Annotated in this window: 22 protein-coding genes; 10 read left to right on the top strand and 12 right to left on the bottom strand. The window is 63.8% G+C overall.

Translation table 11 applies throughout. From position 1 onward, the window contains the following. Positions 1-362: recombinase family protein (locus KL771_RS26985; RefSeq protein ID WP_261971620.1), on the top strand; the 362-nt coding region annotated here is incomplete at its 5' end. Beyond that, positions 250-750: a WGR domain-containing protein gene (locus tag KL771_RS26980; RefSeq protein WP_315901535.1), complete on the top strand. Its 501-nt coding sequence runs from the start codon at positions 250-252 to the stop codon at positions 748-750. The genes KL771_RS26985 and KL771_RS26980, both read left to right, overlap by 113 nt. On the opposite strand, the gene KL771_RS26975 is transcribed toward KL771_RS26980, so the two are convergent. From KL771_RS26975 to yhhA, 4 genes are all read right to left on the bottom strand, one after another. Next, entirely contained in the window at positions 635-1,744 is a 1,110-nt protein-coding gene (locus KL771_RS26975) for a glycosyltransferase family 2 protein (protein WP_261971618.1), read from the bottom strand. The two genes, KL771_RS26980 and KL771_RS26975, sit on opposite strands and share 116 nt — an antisense overlap. Positions 1,745-2,271: 527 nt before the next feature. Then, positions 2,272-3,270, bottom strand: coding sequence for a hypothetical protein (locus KL771_RS26970; protein WP_261971617.1), 999 nt, complete (start codon positions 3,268-3,270; stop codon positions 2,272-2,274). 4 nt (positions 3,271-3,274) lie between these two features. Next, the gene (gene yhhB / locus KL771_RS26965; RefSeq protein WP_261971616.1) at positions 3,275-5,431 is read right to left on the bottom strand and encodes a cyclophane-forming radical SAM/SPASM peptide maturase YhhB; all 2,157 of its coding nucleotides are present in this window, start codon (positions 5,429-5,431) and stop codon (positions 3,275-3,277) included. After that, complete coding sequence (yhhA, locus tag KL771_RS28410; protein WP_390867838.1) at positions 5,428-5,610, bottom strand: YhhA family cyclophane-containing RiPP; 183 nt, start codon at positions 5,608-5,610, stop codon at positions 5,428-5,430. Before yhhA ends, yhhB begins: the two co-directional genes overlap by 4 nt. A gap of 206 nt (positions 5,611-5,816) precedes the next feature. Between yhhA and KL771_RS26960 the strand changes: the two genes are divergently transcribed. After that, positions 5,817-6,107: a ribbon-helix-helix domain-containing protein gene (locus KL771_RS26960; RefSeq protein WP_261971615.1), complete on the top strand. Its 291-nt coding sequence runs from the start codon at positions 5,817-5,819 to the stop codon at positions 6,105-6,107. Further along, complete coding sequence (locus tag KL771_RS26955) at positions 6,094-6,423, top strand: type II toxin-antitoxin system RelE/ParE family toxin (RefSeq protein ID WP_261971614.1); 330 nt, start codon at positions 6,094-6,096, stop codon at positions 6,421-6,423. Before KL771_RS26960 ends, KL771_RS26955 begins: the two co-directional genes overlap by 14 nt. Before the next feature lie 509 nt (positions 6,424-6,932). On the opposite strand, the gene KL771_RS26950 is transcribed toward KL771_RS26955, so the two are convergent. From KL771_RS26950 to KL771_RS26935, 4 genes are read right to left on the bottom strand one after another with little or no spacing between them, the layout of a single operon-like run. Next, positions 6,933-7,592, bottom strand: coding sequence for a DNA methyltransferase (locus KL771_RS26950; RefSeq protein WP_261971613.1), 660 nt, complete (start codon positions 7,590-7,592; stop codon positions 6,933-6,935). Next, on the bottom strand, positions 7,589-7,792 hold the full coding sequence (locus tag KL771_RS26945; protein ID WP_261971612.1) for a hypothetical protein: 204 nt from the start codon (positions 7,790-7,792) through the stop codon (positions 7,589-7,591). The genes KL771_RS26950 and KL771_RS26945 overlap by 4 nt, the downstream gene beginning before the upstream one ends. Further along, complete coding sequence (locus tag KL771_RS26940; protein ID WP_261971611.1) at positions 7,789-7,998, bottom strand: hypothetical protein; 210 nt, start codon at positions 7,996-7,998, stop codon at positions 7,789-7,791. Before KL771_RS26940 ends, KL771_RS26945 begins: the two co-directional genes overlap by 4 nt. Continuing rightward, positions 7,998-8,204, bottom strand: coding sequence for a hypothetical protein (locus KL771_RS26935; protein WP_261971610.1), 207 nt, complete (start codon positions 8,202-8,204; stop codon positions 7,998-8,000). The genes KL771_RS26940 and KL771_RS26935 overlap by 1 nt, the downstream gene beginning before the upstream one ends. A 522-nt stretch (positions 8,205-8,726) precedes the next feature. Here KL771_RS26935 and KL771_RS26930 point away from each other — a divergent pair. Next, complete coding sequence (locus KL771_RS26930; protein ID WP_261971609.1) at positions 8,727-9,218, top strand: MucR family transcriptional regulator; 492 nt, start codon at positions 8,727-8,729, stop codon at positions 9,216-9,218. Positions 9,219-9,322: 104 nt separating this feature from the next. On the opposite strand, the gene KL771_RS26925 is transcribed toward KL771_RS26930, so the two are convergent. Further along, on the bottom strand, positions 9,323-9,793 hold the full coding sequence (locus KL771_RS26925) for a hypothetical protein (protein WP_261971608.1): 471 nt from the start codon (positions 9,791-9,793) through the stop codon (positions 9,323-9,325). 311 nt (positions 9,794-10,104) lie between these two features. Beyond that, entirely contained in the window at positions 10,105-10,671 is a 567-nt protein-coding gene (locus KL771_RS26920; RefSeq protein WP_261971607.1) for a hypothetical protein, read from the bottom strand. Positions 10,672-11,015: 344 nt separating this feature from the next. Between KL771_RS26920 and KL771_RS26915 the strand changes: the two genes are divergently transcribed. The 3 genes from KL771_RS26915 to KL771_RS26905 all read left to right on the top strand — a co-directional run bounded on the left by KL771_RS26915 (position 11,016) and on the right by KL771_RS26905 (position 13,668). Further along, positions 11,016-11,345, top strand: coding sequence for a hypothetical protein (locus tag KL771_RS26915; RefSeq protein ID WP_261971606.1), 330 nt, complete (start codon positions 11,016-11,018; stop codon positions 11,343-11,345). Positions 11,346-12,460: 1,115 nt separating this feature from the next. After that, positions 12,461-13,348 (top strand): phage integrase N-terminal domain-containing protein, encoded by an 888-nt coding sequence (locus tag KL771_RS26910; RefSeq protein ID WP_390867842.1) that lies wholly within the window; start codon positions 12,461-12,463, stop codon positions 13,346-13,348. Then, positions 13,345-13,668: a hypothetical protein gene (locus tag KL771_RS26905; protein ID WP_261971604.1), complete on the top strand. Its 324-nt coding sequence runs from the start codon at positions 13,345-13,347 to the stop codon at positions 13,666-13,668. The genes KL771_RS26910 and KL771_RS26905 overlap by 4 nt, the downstream gene beginning before the upstream one ends. Positions 13,669-13,808: 140 nt before the next feature. Here KL771_RS26905 and KL771_RS26900 read toward each other — a convergent pair whose 3' ends face one another. After that, positions 13,809-15,365, bottom strand: coding sequence for a MobA/MobL family protein (locus KL771_RS26900; RefSeq protein ID WP_261971603.1), 1,557 nt, complete (start codon positions 15,363-15,365; stop codon positions 13,809-13,811). Between the two features lie 501 nt (positions 15,366-15,866). Here KL771_RS26900 and KL771_RS26895 point away from each other — a divergent pair. Both KL771_RS26895 and KL771_RS26890 read left to right on the top strand, forming a co-directional pair. After that, positions 15,867-17,603: a type IV secretory system conjugative DNA transfer family protein gene (locus KL771_RS26895; protein ID WP_261971602.1), complete on the top strand. Its 1,737-nt coding sequence runs from the start codon at positions 15,867-15,869 to the stop codon at positions 17,601-17,603. A gap of 107 nt (positions 17,604-17,710) precedes the next feature. Then, positions 17,711-18,568, top strand: coding sequence for a M48 family metalloprotease (locus tag KL771_RS26890; protein ID WP_261971601.1), 858 nt, complete (start codon positions 17,711-17,713; stop codon positions 18,566-18,568). 631 nt (positions 18,569-19,199) lie between these two features. Here KL771_RS26890 and KL771_RS26885 read toward each other — a convergent pair. Beyond that, positions 19,200-20,441, bottom strand: a complete 1,242-nt coding sequence (locus tag KL771_RS26885; protein WP_261971600.1) for a replication initiator protein A — start codon at positions 20,439-20,441, stop codon at positions 19,200-19,202. Positions 20,442-20,468 lie beyond the last annotated feature (27 nt).

Below are 20,468 nucleotides of genomic sequence, written 5' to 3'. Positions count from 1 at the left end.
CCGCCGAGATGCTGAAGGGCAGGGGTATCGGCTTCGTCTCGCTGACCGACGCCATCGACACGGCCTCTCCGGGAGGCATGCTGGTCTTCCATGTCCTCGGCGCCATTGCCGAGTTCGAACGGGCGTTGATCCGCGAACGCACGAAAGCAGGCCTCGCCGAGGCGCGCCGGCGTGGCCGCAAGGGTGGGCGGCCGAAGCAGATGACGCCCAAGGACGTGGCCGCGGCGCGGGCCATGCTCAAGGTAGAGGATGTCACCGCCGCCGAGGTGGCGAAGCGCTTCGGCGTGTCGCGGGGCACGCTCTACCGCCATCTCAGCTCGGGATCGAATGGGGGAGGGCCTGATGCCGGCGGTGCAGCTTGACCTCTTGGAATGGCTGGATGGCGTCACGAGTCCGTCGGCTAAACGGCTCTGCCTGCGCCGGGTCGAACCGGAGCGAAACATGCACCGCTTCTATGTTCTCGGCGTCGAGCGGGATCTTTTCGGCCAATGGGTTCTGGTCCGGGAATGGGGAAGGATTGGCCGGCAAGGGCGGGTTAGGGCGGATGCCTACCCCTCAGCTGCGGCCGCCCGTGCGGCACTCGGCCAGTTGGCCAACCTTAAGCGACAACGAGGGTACAGCGATGGGTCTGTCATCATTGCGGCTGATGACCGACGGGCAGGAGAATGCGTGTATCAGAGTTCCAATCCTGCCAAGCATCGACCGCACCTAGCACGAGATCGAAGAGAATGGGGACATCAAAAGAAGTAGGCCGAGCCGCCATGTCAATCAGGAAGCGATCTACCAAAGGGTGTAGACGCTCATTGCGCTTAGCCTCGGCGATCTCCACCGGTCCCGCGACCATCAGCGGCAATGCCGACATCAAGGCAAGCAAATGAGTCATGCGCGCTTTGATTGCTGAATTGAGGACGGTGCGCGCGTCTTGCTGCTCAAAGGCGGAGAGCTCGCGGGGTCCTTCATACCGACTGCTCCATGCTCGCCACCAAGCCTCCTCGCGCGGGAATCCTGCTGTTGCGAAATGGCGAATCGGATTTCTCAGGATCTTGCGGCGTGAAGGCGTTGCCACAGCACCGACAACACGAACATGCTCAGCACCGGCGCGCTTCGCGCGCAGAAGCAGTCGTGACGTTTCGGCATAGATCTCTTTGCCACTCGACCTATAGTCGCGCCTGTGCCCACCCCATTTACGATAGTTTGCGAGAGAATATCCGCAGACTTTGTCGTCGACGATGACGTCGAACTCGTCGTCGACCAGGAACGGCGCCATCTCTTTGTCTACAGCGTCTGCAAGTTGCTGATATCCAGGATGTTCCCTAAGAAATCGGTGCGGCGGATGCGCTAGGCCCTCAAATAGCGCTGGCCGTCTTGCTGCGCCCGCCGCGTTGCGGAACGCGTCGACGTATCCTCCATGGTAGCGCGTGTCGGCGTCGCCTTGGAGGATGAGCACCTCGGATGCTGCGATGCCTCGCGTTCTCGCAATGCGCGCGACGACCTCTACCCCCTTCGCTCGCGGTGGTACGTAACCCCGTTCTCGTTCTTGCACGACGGCGACAGCGCCGGCGCGCGACGCCCGCTTAATCGCTGCCAGCGCTCGGAGCGTACCGTCCGTTGACCCGTTGTCGACAAGTACAAGCAGCGTGTCATCAGGCGTAGCGGCGATGCCAACGCCAAAGCCTAGCGAGTGCGCCGCAGCCGGGATGTCTACCTGCTCGTTCAGGCAAGGAATGACGATCGCTGTCAACATCACGGATCTCTTTCCTACCCTCCGCGACGAATGACAGTCCTCATCCACTAGCCGCGGTTGGCGACGGGGCTGACGTCCGCCGCCAGACCATGACCTTCTGTTGCTCTCCCGCAGGAGTCTCATCAACAAAGCCGGCAGCGATCGCGGCTCGAACCGAGGCCAAGTTTGATTTCCGCATGTGAGCGTAGATTATGTCGTATCGGCTTGCAGCACATGCCAGCGCATAGCCGATCCGGCCGATACCACGCCCTTGGCTCGGCTTATTCAGGTAAATTTGAATCGAAGCGTGGGGCCCAATTGGCGGCAAAACGACTAGATTAATGAAGACTTGGCCAGCTCTTTGGCCATCGTGTTCGATGCGCCAAGCCTCTCCGTCGGAACCACCGCCGCGCCCTTTTGTGCCCCTCATCGGAACCAGATAGACTTTGCCCGCCGAAACCGGCTCACGCTTCACTCGTGTCTTGCTTCGCTTTAGGCGCTCAGCATCCCGCCGCTTTCGTGGTTGTTTTGTAGCGGACATTCGGTGGTCAGCCAGCACGTTTGCCATCGAGCCTTAGGCCTCGCGTCAGTCTTTCATCCGCTTGGCTCCACAGCTTTGCCGGGAAGAAGCCCGGAGAAAACGCAACGACGACATCCTCGATCTGCTCAACAACCCCGTGAGCGTTTAAGGCTTCGACGATGTCATCGATCCTACGATGGATCACCTCTGGAGACGGATCCAGCCGCTCGGCACGGGAAGCCCAGTCACTGTCGCCGTCAAAGCGATTGCAGAAGTAATCCATGTCCACATGCAGAAGGATTGGACGCCCGTCGATGCCGGAGAGCCAATCATCGATCGACGGGGTCATTCTATATTGCCCGGGTCCTAAGCTCGGGGCGACCAGTAAGAGTTCAACGTCCAGTCGTGGCGCGCCTGGTTCCAACAGATCGTCGGGCTTGGTAGTGCGTCGAATCTCGAAATCCTGCGTTCGCAGTGCCTTTGGAGGCTGGCAAAGGTGCCGAACCTCTGCACGCGGCGCGACCGCTAAAAACGGTGTCATGAAGCTTCCCATTCCGATCGCACCACTCTCGATCGCCGCGATGATTGATGTCGGAACCCGCAGATCACACTCCCGGCCAGAGATAAGGTCACGCCACGTAGACCCCTCGTCGACAAGGCGCGGCGATCCAAGGTCACGATGATCGTCCACATGGAGGATGACGACCGCTTCGAGTGCGTTAGGCCCGCGTCGCTCGAGCCAATGCGCCCAACTTGCAAGCGTCCAGCTGTCGTAAAGGCATCGCAACAGCCTCCCATCGCGGCGCCAAGCCAGCGCCATGTCTTCGCGCCTAATACCGCCCCACCAATCCAGCCCGACGTCCAGATCTGGGTCAATATGTCGTTCGGGAGCCCCGGGCCAGGAAAGTGTCAGCGACCAGCTATCAGGCGTCCGCACCACCGAGGCATCCTTATCGCAAAAATAGTCCCGGAGGATTGCATGACGCCGCGCGTCGTCGTCGGGTAAGCGATCAAGCGCGACCTGCATGGCCTCAGGCTGCTCCAAATTCTTGACGTGTGGCCACGTCCAGCGCCCTGATCAAAGCTTCGCCCAGCGGGGTCATGCTACACGTTCGCAGCGTGGCGAAGCCAAGCCCAAGGTTACGGTCAGTGTCCTTGATCTGGTTGAATGCACGTTTCCGCATATGTGGAGGGCCAGCTTCGAGGACGTGGGTCCAGAATCGCCTGAGTTCGACGAACACAAAGACGGCATGCAGGAGGCCCGAAGGTGGCCTTAGATCTGCTCGCCATGGCGAGACGACCCGGGGAGCTGTGGGGCTGACCGTCGGACCAAAACGTTCCAGCAGGTATAGCTTCTGATGACGGTGTTCATGGATGAGCGAATCCGCGAGATCGTAGGCATCGATCAGGCGGTTGCCCTGCGACACCGACACGAACAGGGCTCCGGGAACTGAGTCGTCGCTAAAGGAAACAATCTTCGCTGGATCCGCTGACGGATCGCGAACGAACTGCACGGCTCGACAGGCGCCCATCAGTTCGTCGGCGAGCGCCGGCCGCCACCCTCGCACAATCTCGAGCGCTTCATGGACCAACGGCGTGGCCGTCGCTGCAAGTATCTGCGGCTCGAACTCGATCTGGCCGCCAAAAGGCGCGCGCAGCCATGGGTCGTTCTCTGCGACCGCAAGCGCCACTCCAACGCTCTCTGGTCGGCTAGCCAGCGCGGTCAAGTACTCAGCGTCAGCATGAAGGGGCTTGCCGTCAACATCGTGCACTACTGAACCTGCTGCATCAGCAAGCATGGCCTTCGTCCAGGCGATGACGCCAGGTTCGATCGCGAGCCGAGCGAGCACTTCTTCGCCCCGCTCGACGATCCTCACAGCGGCCGCAGCAAGACCACGAAGCCGTGAAGCATGTTCGAGAGCGGAGCGGAAGGCAGTGAGATAGGTCGAGCGCGCGTCGTCGATCAGCATCTGCATGGCGGGAGCCGAAGTCTCCGCTAATTCGAATCGTGTCAAGTCGAAATCTGCGGGTAGTCGGGAACTTAGATCCTCTGGACCTGCAACTACACTGTCAGCGAGGCGCGCCTTTACATGAGAGATCAGAGAGAACAGTTCGTCGCAATAGACCGACGGGTTCTTGAATCCGTCGCCGTCATAACGATGTGGAACGGATCCGCCGCCGCATACTTCCACCACCGTACAGCTGAGGCACTTGTCGCTGAGGCCGTCTTTGCGCAACAGCGCCCTGTGGGCTTCGAGCCCAGGCGAGGCCGCGACCGTTAATATTGCCGACTCAAAAACCGTTCCGGATAGGGCGGTCGCCCCATCACGCACGATCTTGAGAACGTCCAGATCGTGGTAGCTGCCGTCTGTCTCGATCGATAAGAGATTAACGTCACCGAAGCCAAAGGCGTCAGTACCGGACGGTAGGCCAGCAACGCCATCGAGCAGCGCCTCAAACGTTCGTACCGGCAAATGGGAATAACGATCGAACCAAAGATCAAACGCCCGGATCAGCCATTCTTTGTATTGTGAAGGATTTTGTTCGCGCCCTGGCGGTGGACGGCGATGGTGCGCATCAGGAAGAAGGAAATCAAGCTTGGGAGGCTTCAGCTGATCAAAGAACACGAGTAGTTGGTCAGGAGCGATCGATGGGTCGATGACAGCGATTACACCGGCAAAAATGGACTTTCGCCGCTGAAGTAAGTGATAGGCGGACATGACGCGGTCGAAGCTTGACCGACCTTTACGGCTTGTCCGGTGAAGATCATTGGCCACGCGAGGACCATCCAGGCTGAGCGAAACAGAGATGTCCGCCGCCTCCAGCGCATCAAGCGTGGTATCGGTGAGCAACAGGCCATTGGTCTGCATCGCTAGATCGAGTTTGACCGTTGGCCCTACCGCAGCGCGCAGCTCGTCGGCGAAATCCACAATAGCATTCACGCCGGCCAGCAACGGCTCGCCGCCGTGAAAGACGACAAGAGCGCGCTTCAGAGCAGCTTCTTTCGCGTAAGCGGAAAGCCGAGATGCGAAAGCGCTCCGCACCTCAGCCGTCATCGTCTTAGGCATAACGCGCCAGCCCTGATCGGCATGGTGATACACGTAGCAGTAATTGCAATCGAGATTGCATCGCGAAGCGATCTTGACCAGGAACGAGGTGATCCGAGACAACACAAAATATTCGCTCAAGAACGATTGTGCCGATGATGCATCCGATCGTAGCTGGTAATGACCTCGCTGGCGTCGGCTTGCGCCAAGACACGACTACGCAGACGCTGGATTGCGGGATTGGCAGACTGGGTTCGAAGCACCGCAACTTTGAGGGATTCGTCACCCGACTGCTGTACCGGCTGGCTTACAGGCTGCATGACATTTCTCCTGCTTTCACTTTTCCTCCCGCAGCCTACGATTGGATTTTTGAGTTTACAATCTATTTTGCGGCGATTTTTTATCGCAATGAGTGTCGGAGACAACGCCTTCGCCGCTGCAGAATCCGAACAAAAAATGAACATTTTCGGATGTGTCAGGTCGGATTTTATGCTACCGTCTATAAGATCCCATGAAAGACACAGACATGCAGACTGCCGAGAAGATCAGCATCACCATGCCGCCGGAGATGGTGAGGGCCATTCGTGAGAGTGTCGAAGCCGGCGAGTTCGCCTCGACCAGCGAGGCGCTCCGCGATGCCGTCAGGGTCTGGCAGCGCCAGCGGCTCGAAGACGCCGAACGCCTGATCGCCATCCGCGCCCGCGTCCAGCGCTCGCTCGACGATCCGCGTCCGGACCTGACCGGCGAGGAACTGGACGCCCGCCTGGAGCAGGCCTTCGACGAGATCGACAAAGAATTCGGCAATGCGGCGTCTTAAGGTCTCCTACCGCCCGGAATCCGAAGCTGACCTCCTCCAGATCTACCGATGGGTGCTCGACCTGAGCCGAAGCAGGGCTATTGCCCGCGGCTTCGTACGGCGGATACGGGACCGCTGCGAGCGGATCGGCAATGTTCCCCTCGGCGGTCGGCCGCGCGATGACCTCGAACCCGGCCTGCGCACGGTCCCCTTCGAGAAATCCGCTGTGATTGCCTACAAAGTTGAGGCGGACCGCGTGCGCATCACGAATGTGTTCTACGGTGGGCGGGACTACGAAGCGCTCTACCGTGGTGCACCGGTGGAGGATGAACGGTGACGGGGGACTACAGGTACAGCCGCCACCTTTGCCGCGCCTCGTGATGGGAATTTATATATTCATTTCAGAGTGTTAATAGCGACCCGAAGCCGTAGCTCTGCCGGTTTTATTGCCGGTCTTGTGGCGGATCTGCCAACGAGATGGAGAAGGGGACTTGTCGCTCTGGTGCCCCGTTCGACGGTCGGACCGGGCAGGGGGTGGCCAGCGGCCTAGTTCCCCTTTTAGGTCAGAGCGACCGTCTTATCGGCCGTGGGCGGCCACCCAAGCGACAACGGCGCATCAGCCGGGGCGGGTACTGCGCCGGCCATTCGCCTGCCCCGCCGGTGGAAAACGGGCAGCCGCAGGAGCGCCAGCATAGCGGTCGCCGGCACGGCGAGGCGCGGGACCGACTGCCCCCGCCGCCGGGGCTCCGCAGAACGCCCGCAGGGCGCCTTTTGGGCACGAGCCGAAGGGCAGGGGCTCAAAACACGAAAAGCCCCCGCAGGGGCTTATCGCGGATCTGAGATGCATCACGCCGCCCGATCTTCGGCCACCTGGCTCCGGGCGGTCCGCCAATGGCGGTATTCCAGCTCGATGCCGAGGAAGTCGCGGCCATGCTTGGTTGCCGCGACCAGCGTCGAGCCCGAACCGCAGAACGGGTCGAGCACCAGGCCTCCGGCCGGGCAGAAGGTCCTGATCAGCGGTTCCAGGATGGACAGCGGCTTCTCGGTCGGATGCAGCCGGTTGCCGGTGTAGCGCCAATCCAGCACGTCGCCGATCGGCGCCGGCGGGACCGCCGGGTCGCCTTTGGCGAGCAGGTAGGCCTGCTCGTGACGATGCTCGAGGAAGCGCGTCGACGAGGCATAGGGCTTGGCGAACACCAGGTGCCCGGCGAGCCGGAACCCGGCCTCGCGCCAGGCCGCGATGAACAGATCGGCCTGATGCCAGCCGTAGAAGCTGATCGCCAGACTGTCGGGTTTCAGGAGCCGGAACATCTCGGCCGAGGCAGGCTTCAGCCAGCGGGCATTGTCGTCGTTGGCGACGCGCCGGCCTGACCGGTCTTGGTACCGGCAGAGATAGGGCGGGTCGGTCAGGATGAAATCCACCGATGCCGGCGCCAGCCGTGGCATGATCCGGGTGCAGTCACCGTGCAGGACCGTATTGCGCGGCCGGGAGGGGAGGGGCCTCATTGGCCCCCCTCCGGCGCTACGCTGATATCCTTGGAGCTGATGTCGACGATGTCCTCGTCGTCGGCGTCGAACTGCTTCGCGCCGAACTCCCGGAACAGGAAGGTAGCGATCTCCTCGGCCAGCTCCGGCGTGTGGGCATCGACCACGCGCGTCAGTTCACGGCCGACCAGCAGGCTCACCAGATAGCGTTGCGTGGTCATCGGCCGCACTCCCGGTCGTATGGGTCGGCGGCAAAGCCGTCGTCGCCGCAGTCGTGGTGGATGAAGGCAGCGGTGCCGTGCTCACGGTAGAGGGCAGCCGCTTGGGCGATGGCCTCAGCCTCCGATGCCGCCTCCACGATGACGTCCCAGACGTCCCACTCGTAGAGGGTGACCCGGTATTCCCGGGCCGCAGTGGGGGCGGCCATTAGGCCGCCTCCCCATCGGTTTTAGGCTTGGGCTTGCGGACCACCAGGCGGCCGTCGAGCGGCAGCGCGGTCAGCTGGATGTTGAAGCCCTCGCCGTTCTCGTGCGCCCAGGCGGCGCCGATCTTGGTCCAGTAGGAGCTCTCCCCCTGGCCTTCGACGGTATAGACCGCATGGCTCGGGCGGGTGTTCTTCTGGGGACGTTTCATTTGGGTTCTCCCGTTTGGTTTTCGCCGGCCACGCCCTTCGCGGCCGGTCGGGAGTTCCTCGCGCCGCGCGGACTGAGCCCCACGGCATCCGACGGTCATCGGCCACACGGGAGCGGTACGCGAATGGAGCGGGCAGCCGATTGACCGGCGGCAGGACCCGGCGCAACACCCCGACCGTCCCGGCCGCGGGGGTGGACGGTGCCAACGGGAGACCACAAACGTCCTCGAATACCCGCCCGACCCTCGTGACGGGCTCCGACGAACGAGGAACAGGGCAGGGCTCTCCCTGGCCTCGGGCGCCCGGGTGCAAAAGGCGGGCAGCCATCCCGGCCATCGTGGCGCCGGCGGCGCGGTGGTCCGCAAGCGCAGCCCCGAACGGGGCGGCGATCCCATGGCCCCGCCGCCACCCGGCCGGATCCCGGAAACACATCGGCAGTGCATGGCGGCCCGCGGAATGGCTTGCGTTCGCAGAGCCTTCCGGCACAGTCGGCGCCCGGAGATATCTCAGAGAGGTCCACCGACGTGACGACAGAGCCGCATGACCTGGTGATCCTCGCCGCCGGCATCGTGACCGCTTATGCAACCCGGAACCCGGTGGCGGTGCCCGACATCGCCGAACTGATCGGCACGGTCCACAATGCCTTGCAGGAAGCCGCCGACGGCAAGGCCGCGGCTGTCCCGGCCGAGCCCGCTTTGGTGCCGGCGGTCCCGATCCGGAAGTCGATCACGGGGACGCATATCATCTGCCTGGAGAACGGCCTGAAGTTCCGGTCGCTAAAGCGGCATCTGCTGACCTATTACGGCCTGACCCCGGATGCCTACCGCGCCAAGTGGGGTCTGCCCGCCGACTATCCGATGGTCGCCCCGGACTATGCCGCCGAGCGCTCCAAACTCGCCAAGTCAACCGGCCTCGGTCGCAAGAAGGTGGAACCGCCACCCCCGCCACCACCACCGGAACCGGAACCCGCGCCAAAGCCCAGGCGTGGGCGGCCCCCGAAGGTCGCGACCGCCTGACAGGCGGGGCGCCCGGCCGCGCGTCCACCGCCGCTTCTCGGGGATGATCCACCGGAACGCGATGAAGGCCCCGGGGAAGGGGCCTTCAAAGATCGATTGCCACATCACCGCCGCCCGCTCGCCCGGCTGCCGGCCCTGGTCTGGCCCCGAGGGGCGGGCGATTTCGCGGAACGCGCCGGCGGAACCTTGCGGGCTTCCTTCGGCGTGCGGAGCATGATGCCCCGGTCCGGGTCGCGGATGTCCGGCCACAGGTCGATGAACACCATGAAGCCGTGGCCGTCCTGGTGCCGGTAGGCCCGGCCGATACGGCTCCAACTGGTGTCACCGCGTCCGTCCGGCGGCTTCTGGGTTTCATAGAGGTAGAAGGCGAAGGATCGCTCATCCTCGTCGAAGACCCAGCGCTCCGGATCGTCATTGTCGAGATGCGTGTGGCGCATCGCGAACTGCCCGGCGGCGGGGAGGTGGCGCAGGCTGATCCCGTAGCCCTCGCCGTCCCGGTTCGGCCAGGCGGCGCCGATGTCGCGATCGGTGAGGCCCGAGACCGGATAGATGCGGTATTCCGGCTGGTCTGCCATGGATGTTCTCCAGACAGCGCCGATGGATTCAAAGCGAAACGGTACCGATGGCACCGTCACCCTGAGCGGGGAGGTGTCCATCGTGCGGATTGCTCGTCCTTGTTCTTACCGCGAAGCGGCCGCGACCGCAGCCCATAGATAGCGAATTGTGCACTCGGATTGTGCACCGATTTTTTCAGTTCAGATCAGCGGCATATAACCCAAGCATAATTCTTAAATTATGCCCCAACGGGTTGACCAAAAACGCCTTCGTAGGATCGATACGTCGATCCAATTAAAGAAGCCGAAGATGCAAACGCGGTGAATTAACGCTATTTGCTTTTTATTTCCAAACTAAGCTGTTCTTCTTTTTGCGCAGGATTTTCTCTCTGAAATATATCTACCCATCTGTTGAAATCCTGAATACTAAATTGATGAGTTTTGACACCATTATTATTTATTGCCATATCAATATCATTTATTATTGCCTTGAAGGCATTTATAATACGCTTGTTCTCATGATTTTTATCATTTTTCTGATTAGATATGATTCTAGAGTACAAAAGAATTAATGAAAGAGGGACATTCAACGCTAATGCAATTCCCTCCAGATGGGCATATCTTATTGAGGTAATATCATTTGTTATTCGATAAAGAACATGTTCATTTATTAATGTTTTTCTTCTTTTTTGTACTGTAGAATCTCTAGCTGCGTCGATATCGATAGATGCATCCTCAAGATATCCATCATACCTTGATTTTATTATTTCATAAATTACATTGCGTAGACTTTGTGGATTCAGCCTTTTTTCAACGCTAAGCGTCTTAAAAACGCCAAGCCTCCTCGACTTTTGCTTTTTTTTATCGGTCTTGGAAGGTGGAGAAAGCCGTTTTTGCATAAGTAACCTCATCACAGTTAATTTTTTATACCAGTACAAGAAGGCGTCACTGGGTTGACCGTCTGTTAACCGCGTCAGATCGTTACAAGGCGCGAAGGTCCAGCTTCTAAAAAACGTACCCGCTCCGTTCCGCGGAGTGCCATCAACCGCTCCTGGAGCGGAACTCCAGGAGTTAGAAGGGCCATCCCTTCTGGTGGTGGAATTTTTCGCGCTTTTCCATCCCCAACTTCTAAAAAAGCCCCCCGAACGACATGTTTGCGCATGCCGCCGGGGGACTGTTCGACAACCTGACCGTGTCCTCTAAACACGATCGCCGTCATTGAAGGACAACCACGAGAGGCCCCATGATTAATCCCTCAATCTATGCAGGCAACTTTGCGGTTGCCGAAGGACTGCATCTGCTGGCGGAGTGGGTGAAGGTCGTTACCTTCGGAACTCACTCCGAGTGGATCTTCGCCGCTGCCGAAACAGCGGGGCACGCACTCCTGTGGTTCATAACTCTTGGCATCTTGTGGAGCACGCTCCCCAAGATTGCGAAACTTTTGAACCAAATCGGAGGGGCCGTCTTTGCCTTCCACACGAAAAGCAACATGCGTGCCGCTGCTCTCAAGCAGCGCCTGAAGAGGCAAATCTGTGAGCTGCTCAGGAAAGTCATCAATCACGTGGGTGGTTGATGAAACCTGGATAAAAGGTGATGGGCGTCGCGGCCAGCATAAAAACTGGTTGCGCCGCTCGAATCTTATATGCATATTAGAGTTGTATAGATCCGCTGTCAACACCTCGGGTCGAAGACGTTGACTCGTGAATCTTTGTGCGGCAGCAGCTTCCGCTAATTGCGGTCTGGCTCGCAACGGATGGTCAATGCCTATAGTGTCGAGCTTTGCCCGATACACTCTGCTGCCCCCAATAAGTAGCGCGGACACTGCCTTCAAGGAGCACAACTGTCAATACATTGTGGCCATCGAAAGTCGGCATGTTCCCTGTTCGGCGCCCCGGCGGGGCGCTGAACGCGTCCGGTAGGGCGCCACTGACGTTCCCCGTCCCGACACCCTCAGCAGGGCGCCGCGCGCAGCGCCCGTCCCCCGCAGGGCCGCCGCCAGGCGGAGGTCTTGCCCCTGGACGGGTGCGAGCACGGTGCCAGGCTCTTACACGGGCGGGCTTCAACCCGCGCCGTCAGGCCCTCCGCTGCGGCCCGTCAGGGCCTCGGCGCCGATGGGCGACGATTCCTGCCCCGCCAGGGCGCGGGGGCGGCGGCTGAGCCCCCGTCGCCGCGTGTTGCGCGGCGAACACGGCAAGCGCGAGCGGCCGTCACTACCGGCCTTCCTGGGGCGGTAGTGACGGCGGCGGGTTCGTGCTCCGGCCTGGGGGCGGAGGCCAGGCCTGCAACGTCGATGCTGCTTCCGTGGGCGCCTCCGTTGGGGCGGCTGGGCCGTGGCCGTAAAGTGACCGCCGAGCACTTCGAGCGTGCTCGACCGACACCGGCAGGTGACACCCGTGCCGCGAGGCAGCACCCGTTTTCCAGGAGGATCGCAGATGACCAGCATCCGTTCGCCGGACCCTTCCGGCATCCCACGCCAACCGCACGGCCCCACGGGCACGGCAGAGGCAGCCCAGCCGGGCAACCGACCGGCTCCGGCCTTGCGCATCATGACCGGGTGACGATCCGGTCGTGACCGTCCGGGGCGGGTTCCCCGATCGCGGCTCTCAGGCGCGCTCCGGCGCGCGACCCTGATGCCCTGCGGGGCTCATGGTCAGCCATCAACACTCAACGCTTACGAAAGAAGGCCCCCTGGACGATCTCGCGTTCAGCCTCGGCACCATCTGCCGTCACAACCGTGACGGCTCGGAAATGACCCGCGCCCAGCGGGCGCAAGGCCTCGCCATGATGGCGGGCGCGCTGCGCGATCTCGGCTACCGCCTGCCCGACGCCCGTTCGCTCAAGCCCAAGCATGTGGATGCGCTGCTCAGCACCTGGCGGGCGGAGGGGATCAGCGACGCCACCATGAAGAACCGCATGAGTTGGCTGCGCTGGTGGGCCGAGAAGGTGCAAAAGCCCGGCCTGATCCCGCGCGACAACGGCGCGCTCGGCCTGGCCGACAAGGTGACCTTCAAGGGGCCTCGCGCCGAGGCCACCGGCGGCGACCGGATGGGGGCGCTGCCTGAGCGGATGCAGCTCGCCATCCGCCTGCAAATGGCCTTCGGCCTTCGCCTCGAGGAAAGTTTAAAGCTCCGGCCCGCACGGGCCGACCTGGGCGACCGGCTCGCCCTGGCGCCCGCCTGGTGCAAGGGCGGCCGCCCCCGCGACGTGCCGATCATCGACGCCGACCAGCGCGCCCTGCTCGACCGGCTGCACCAAGTCTGCGGGGGCGGCTCGCTGATCCCGGCGCAGCATACGTTCATCAGCTTCCGCAAGGCCTTCGAGAAGGCCACCCTGGAAGCGGGCATCCGCAACGTCCACAAGCACCGGCACTGGTATGCGCAGCGGCGCTATGAGGCCCTGTCGGGCTTCCCCTGCCCGGCGGCCGGTGGCCCGACCCATGACGGTCTGACGCGGGCCGAACAGGCCCGCCTGGATGCGGCCCGGCTCACGGTCAGCCGAGAGCTGGGTCACAACCGCATCGACGTGACCGACGCCTATCTCGGGCCGCGCCGGGCGCCCCGAAAGGCGGCGGCGTGAAAACCCCTGTTCCGCCCTACGTGGAAGGCGTCCGCGCCCTCGCGGCCGAGGCCCGCGAGCGGGCGGCGGACGCCCTGCTCGGGCTCGATGCCGTCCGCCAGGCGGTGACCCTCGCCGCCGCCTCGGGGTTCGACCAAGTGGTGATCCGACCGGCCTTGCCGGTCGACCTGCGCGGCACGGTCGCCGCGCGCGCCGCGGTGAAGTTCCTCACCGACGGCGGCGCCTCCGCCACCTGGCAGCAGTACGTCGCCGCCGATCCGAACGGTCGCCAGCTCGTCGGCCACGAGCTGCGTATCGAATGGGGCGGGGCACCGTTTTGACGGCGACCCTCCCCTGCCCCGTGCTCCCCGCCGGCGCCGTGCTCGCGGCCCCCGCCGGGCCTCATTGCCGGCCCGGACCCGCTAGGATTTTCGGCAAGGGTCAGGGCGCGAAGTGTATACGTTCCGGCGGAAGGATCGTCTCAGCGGTCCCTGTCCTCTTCGCGCTCGATCTCCCGGCTGCGTTCCAGCTCCCGCTCCAACTGGGCACGCCGGTCGTCGGGGGCGCTCGCCCGCAGGTCCAGCCAATCGAGGTAGTCGATCTCGGCCTGGATCGGCATGTTGCGCTCGGCTTCGACGACTGGCGCCCGCCGCCAGTCGAGAAAGTCCTCCTCCTGGCGCTGCGGTTCGATCGGCCGGCGGGCACCCTCCCCGTCCTGGTCCCGGACCTCCCGCTCGGGTTCCGGGTCGCGGTCGCCGCCGTGCCGCGGCTCATCACGCTCCACCGCCGGCATGGCCCGGCCCTCCTGGCCCCGGACCGGCTCGTCGCGCGAGGCAATAGATCGCTCCCGCGCCCGCCATTGGTCGGCGAGGATGCGGTTTTCGGCATCGAGCGCCCGCGCCTTGGCGAGCTCGGCGGCGAAGCGCTGGGATGACGCCTCGATCCGGCTCCAGTCGCTGAGCGGCCCGTCGGTCCTGAATCCGTCGGCGGCCATACGCTCCTGCAGCGCGTCGAACAGGGCGTGGTAGCTCGGCATGGCGTCTTCGAGGGAGTGGATGGAAGCCAGGGTGTCGCGCTCAGCCAACGCTCGGACCTGCTCCTCCTCTGACCCGCGAGGGCTCCCGGGCATCGGCGAGCGCTCGATGAGCGGCGATGGCTCGTCCCGGTCCGGTCGGCCATAGAGGCGATGGGCATCCTCGGGCTCGCGCTGGAACGCCCGCGACCGGGCTTCCGTCTGGACGTCGTGCCAGAAAGCATGGTGCTGCATGGCGGCGGCCGACTTGAGATCACCGGGATAGCGCGCCGGGATCGGCGGCCAGTCCTCCCGCGCCAGCTCGGGATAGCGACGCTTCTCCGCCAGGTCGGCCAGCTTCTCGGCGTAAACCTCCTGCTCGAAGCTGTTCAACCCCCAGCGCCACATGTCGGTGATCGTTCGCATGGCCTCGCTCTCCCATCGATCGCTGCGCCGCTCCGCCTGATCAGGTCCCCGGTGCCGGCCCGGCTCATGCGCGATGCCGCGGGCCTGGTGGCTGCGGTGGTCGACCGTTGCCGCGGCCCCTGCCCGCTTCAGGGCGTCGTTGGCGACGGCCGCCCAGAGTTTGCGGGCGACGGTGACGAAGACCTTCTTGTCGGCATCGCGCAGCTTGCGGCCGAACCCATTCTCGCCGACCGCATTGGTGGCGAGCATGAGATGGACGTGGGGGTTGCGCAGCACGGAATCCGTGTGGATGGCCAGGTCGACCACATGCCCCAGCGACGTGTAGGCATCGGCCATCCGGCGCGCCATGGCGAGCCATTCCGTGGCGCCGAGCTCGATCGGCAGGGCGAACTCGATCTCCTTGGCGAGCCGGGCATCGCGGCGCAGATTGGCGCGCTCCACGGCGTTCCATAGGTCTTCCCGAACCCCCATCCAGGCCGGGGCACCCGCCGGCAGCCGGATCTCGTTGTGCAGGACCTCGCGACGACCGCCGAAGGCCGACAGGCGCTCCTCGGCCTCGTTCCACAGGGTCTCACCGGCCCGGTAGGCGGCGGCCGCCACGGCGGTGCGGCCGTCGGCACGGCCGATGTTGCGGACGTGGAGGTGATAGAGCGCCATCGCCACTCCCGATCGTCCGGGCCATCTTAAAGGGGAGGACGTTCGACGCGCAACCGGAGAGAGCGCGCCCACCCACGCGATCGGCGAGCACGGGAACGGGGTGCAGGGGCAGCGCCCCGCCTCGCGGGCCGTGCCCGCGACGGGGGACCGGGGGGCTCCCCCGGCGCACCGCCGGTTCCGTCCGGCCCTCGCAACGAGGCCGGTCACGGAACCGAGCGCACGCATGGCCCGCCCCGGCCTGACCCCGATGCGTACACATCAGGGCAATGCGTAAGTGCGCTGTTAGAGGGGCCTCCGGCCGGCACCGCCCGCGTCGCGACCGCCGAGACGATATATTGTGGACGGCACCCTTCACGCCCAACGATTGCGCAACCACAGCGTTTGACGAACCATGCCGTGCCCTTATGCTGCCAGTATTCAGAAACGGCGTCGGGAGGGCTTCCGATGGCGGGCAAGGGCTTCGATTTCGACTTTCTCGGGGAGTTTCAGCGCAACTGGAACATCGCCCAGAGGAGCTGGAAGATCGGCACCAAATGGGGCCGCATGTATGCCGGTAACCGGGCGCGCGAACGCATCCGCGAGGAGTTGGGCCGGGAGGTCGCCGACGCCGTCTACGAGGCGGTCGCCGCCGGCCGCGACCCCGGCCCCATCATCAACCGCGCCCGCAAGGACCTCGCCGCTCGCAAGGAGCGCGAGGCGCTGCTCGCGAACCCGCCCGACATCCACGGCTCGGCCACCTGGCCGACCGCGGCCGAGCTGACGAAGTTTTTGCGCCCGCGCGAGGCCTTCGACGACCCGCGCTCGATCCTGCTCGGCGCCTTCTGCGAGGAAGACTCGTCGGCGCTCGTCGGCTTCGTCCACTGGGACGACGACGGCCACCTGATGACGCTCGCGCCGTCCCGCCAGGGCAAGGCGCTGACCACCATCATCCCCAACCTGCTGCGCTACCGCGGCAGCGTCATCGTCCTCGACCCGAAGAGCGAGCTCTACGAGGCGACCTCGGCTTGGCGCCGCGCCAACGTCGGCCCGGTCTACCGCATCGCCCCCTTCCACGACGACCGCGACCCGGTGACCCGCGGCTTCCCGCGCCACCGTTACAATCCGCTGACCCGCATCCGCACCCAGTCCGACGCCCGCTCGCTCGCCGAGCAGCTGTTTCCGCGCGACCCGAAAGCGCCCGAGTTCTTCGCGGAGGACGCCGTCGCCTTCGTCACCGCGCTGATCATGCACATCCTCGACAAGGCGCCGCCGGAGCGCGCCCATCTCGCCGCCGTCCGTCAGGCGACCGCCCTGCCCCTCCCCGCGTTCGAGGCACTGGTCGGGGAGATGGCGAAGTCCGGCCGGGCGAGCGTCCGCGACGCCGCCAATAACGTGCTCGGCAAGGACAAGGGCCGCGGCGTCCCCAACCTGCGCGACACGCTCAACACAAAATTCTCGATGTGGAGCGCCGACGAGATCCAGCGGGTGGTGACCGGGCACGATTTCGACTTCGAGGGGCTGAAGGATCGGCCGGCGACGGTCTATATCGACGTCCCCTTCGACCTGATCGAGCCGCATGCCGCCTTCATCCGCATGCTGTTCAAGTCGGCGCTCGACGCCATGCTGAGGAACCGCACCGTCCCGAAGATCCCGGTGCTGTTTCTCTACGACGAGTTCCTGTCGCTCGGCCCCTTTCCCGAAGCCCAGAAGGCGATCCGCACCCATGCCGGCGCCGGCGTCCGCTTCTGGTTCTTTCTCCAGAACGTCGGCGACCTCAAGGCCAACTATCCGAACGAGACCTGGGCATCCTTCTTCAACTGCGCGGTCAAGCAGTATTTCGGGATCGACGACGACGACACCGCCGGGGTCGTCAGCCGCATGCTCGGGCCGAAGACCGTCGCCTACCGCTCGACCAACGCCGGGGCGAACGTCTCGGTGCAGATGGGCAACTGGGAGACTGACGGCAGCGCCGGCGTGAGCTTCTCCTCCGGCGAGTCCGTCCAGTTCACCGGCCGGCCGCTGCTTACCCCCGACGAGGTGCAGCTCCTGCTCTCCGGCTGGGGCGCCGACGGCACGCGCGAGTCCATCGTCAAGCTGCGCGGGCCGCGGGCCTTCAAGGCCAAGATCACGGTCTGGAACGAGAGCGCCACCTGCCGCGCCCGTGTCGGTGCCTATCGCGACGCCGGGGATCGAACCGGATGATGTCCCCTCCTCCAGTCGCTACGGTCTCCGAACATCCGCCACGGCCGGCATCGCGCCCCAGGCTCGATCCCCCTCGCCTGCGCAAGTCGGCCATCGGTGACAAGCTGGTGCTGGTCCTCAGTGCCTGGCTCGGCGTTTTTGTCGGCGGCATCTTCATCGGCCTGACCGCCGGGCCTTTCATCGCTCTGGGCTGGATGTTCCACGGGCTGTGGGCGGTGCCGTTGTTCGGTCTGTTCTTCGGTGCGCTCGGCGCCAGGGGGGCGCGCAGCGCCATCCTGCGCAGCACCGGAACGAAGCTTCTTCCGCCGGATCACCCGGTTTCCCGTATGGTCGTCCAGCTGGCGCGCCAGGTGAACCTGCCGCCCCCGGCGGTGGGCATCTATCCCGACCGGGATCTCAACGCCTTCGCCGCCGGCTATGATCCTTCCGGCGCCGTGGTCGCCTTCACGCAAGGCCTCATCGACCAGGCCACGCCCCGCGAGCTGATCGCCATAGCCGCCCACGAGGTTGCCCATATCGCCAACAGGGATATCCGGCGCTTGCAGTTTGCGATGTCGTTCCAGAACGCCCTGACCTGGTATCTGGCCTTCAGCATGCACCTCCAGGGCTTCATGCGCTGGATGCTGTCGACCCTCGGCGAGATGCTGGTTCTGCGGCTGTCCCGGCAGCGGGAGTATTGGGCGGATGCCACCGCGGCGGCGCTGATCGGCAAGGAACCGATGATCGACGCCCTCCGCCGTCTCGGCGACGATCCGGTCGAACCGCGTTCCAACCGGCTGGCCTATTCGCGCCTGATGATCCGCAGCAATCCGGCGGAAGTGTTCTCGACGCATCCGACGATCGCCAATCGGATCAGGGCTTTGCAAGACGAGACGTTTTTGCGGCGCCTGCCTTACATGCGGGCTGCGGGGCAGCCGCGCGCGCCGCATCCCGTGCCGGCGGCACGCCGCACCATCGGCACCTGACGGCAACGTCGCCGCCCGCCTCCGGCCCGGGCTAGAGGCAGAGGTTCCTCCTCAACCTGTCATCCGACCGGTGTCGTAATCATTCCCGGGGCGGGAAAACTCAGCTACCATTCTGACGCGGTACAGCCGGGGACGGCGATGACCGCCAAGGGTCAGGAGGCTACCTCGCCATCGGGGTGGCCTTCGCCGTCTGGGAGGGCCATAGGATGGGTTTCGGCTATCCTATGCATCCATCTATCATTCGATGGCATCAAATCCCTTCTGCGGACCGCCAATGGGCTTTGCGAGCGAGTCATCGACGACTCTTCTTCCTCTTCAAAGTCAAGATTTAATTCTGGCTGCCATAGGCAGCGTTTTAATAGGTTTTATATGTTTTATTATGTTTTAAAGGCCTATTTCGCCTGTCGATACAAAGTACTTAGCGCATGATTTGTGGGTGATGTACGGAATGTCGTGGGTGATGTACGGAATGTCGTGGGTGATGTACGGAATGTCGTGGGTGATGTACGGAGCCGACAAAAGTTATCCACAGGGCTCAAGGCGCGCATCGCGTGTGTAATCGTTGTGTCTCGCTTCGATTTTTGTCGTGGGTGATGTACGGAAGCGCCCGACAGATTTTTTGTCGGCGGGATCAGCTTTCAACCAGGGGCAGCTCGTTTCCAGGAACGGATGTGGCGCCGGCGGGCAAGGCGCGGCGCTGCATGTGCAGGATCATCTCGTCCCGCCCCTCGGTCAGGGCGAGGTCGTAGTCCGGCAGCGGAAACAGCTTGGTGGTCGCCACGAAGCGGCGGAGGTCGCGGGCGAAGAACCGGAGTTCCTGTGACGAGCCGCTGCGGTGGTGCAGGTCGCTCACCTTGTAACGGGCCTCGTTCTTCCCCGCGGCCTTCCGCGCCAGCCGGTAGATGAACCGCCCGATCGCAGAGCTGATCAGGAAGTAGTCCGGATTGAGGGTGAGGATGGACAGGCTTTTGTCGGGGCGGACCACGCTGAGCCAGACCCAATCTGGGATGGTGATCTCGATGGTGTCCGGCAACCCGCTGGACGTCTTGGTGATGACCTGATAGCCGCCGATGAGGGGGCGGCTGTCGACCTGCCGGCGGGAGCCGCCGGAGAGGTTGACGATCTTGATGGTGGTCTTGGTCAGCCGGTCCAGGGCGGCTTCGAGGTCCAGGTAGGCCTTGCCGCCGTCCGACCGCCGGCAGAACTTGAGGATGTGGGCCGCGCTCGGACGGTAGACCTTGGCCGGCAGGCTCGGCCGGAGGCCCTTCTGGTCGTCGACGCGGTAGCGCCGGACCTCCTCGGCGAGGTACGAGACCATGTTCAGGAAGATGTCGTAGTCGAAGGCGGTGGCGAGCCCGGACTGGGCGCCGCCCTCCACGGTGATGATGCAGTCCTTCAGCTCGTACTGGATTACGCCGGTGCGGACGTTCTTGCTGAGCGCGAAGGGGGCCACGTCCATCAGGTTGACGTCGTCCTTGATCGGCGCGTCGTAGATCGCCGGGACGAAGAATTCGAGTTGGGCGTCGTCCGCGGGGGGCGTCCGCAGCGTCTTGCGGCCAGGCAGGCTGGACACCAGGGCGGCGGTGACGTCGTCGCGGACGGCGCTGAGGCGCATCGCTTCGCCGAGGCGCTGGAGCGCCTTGTCGAGTTCGTTGGTGGGGTTCTCAGGCAGTTGGAGATCGGCCCAGACCCGGCGGCTGTAGTAGCGCCGGAGGCGGCTGAGGGCGTTCTTGTCGAGCTCGGTCGCCGGGCGGTCGGTCTGGGCGCAGAACGTGTCCGCGACCTCCTGGAGGTAGGCGTTCTTCTCATGAAGGCTCAGCTTGGCGAAGGCCTCGCGGGGCTTCAGATCGAGGCGGACCGGACGGTTGGGCATGGACAGACCCTATACGGCGAACGGCAT

The organism is Prosthecodimorpha staleyi (assembly GCF_018729455.1).
Lineage (GTDB): Bacteria > Pseudomonadota > Alphaproteobacteria > Rhizobiales > Ancalomicrobiaceae > Prosthecodimorpha > Prosthecodimorpha staleyi.
This window is presented reverse-complemented; position numbering and strand designations above follow the sequence as displayed.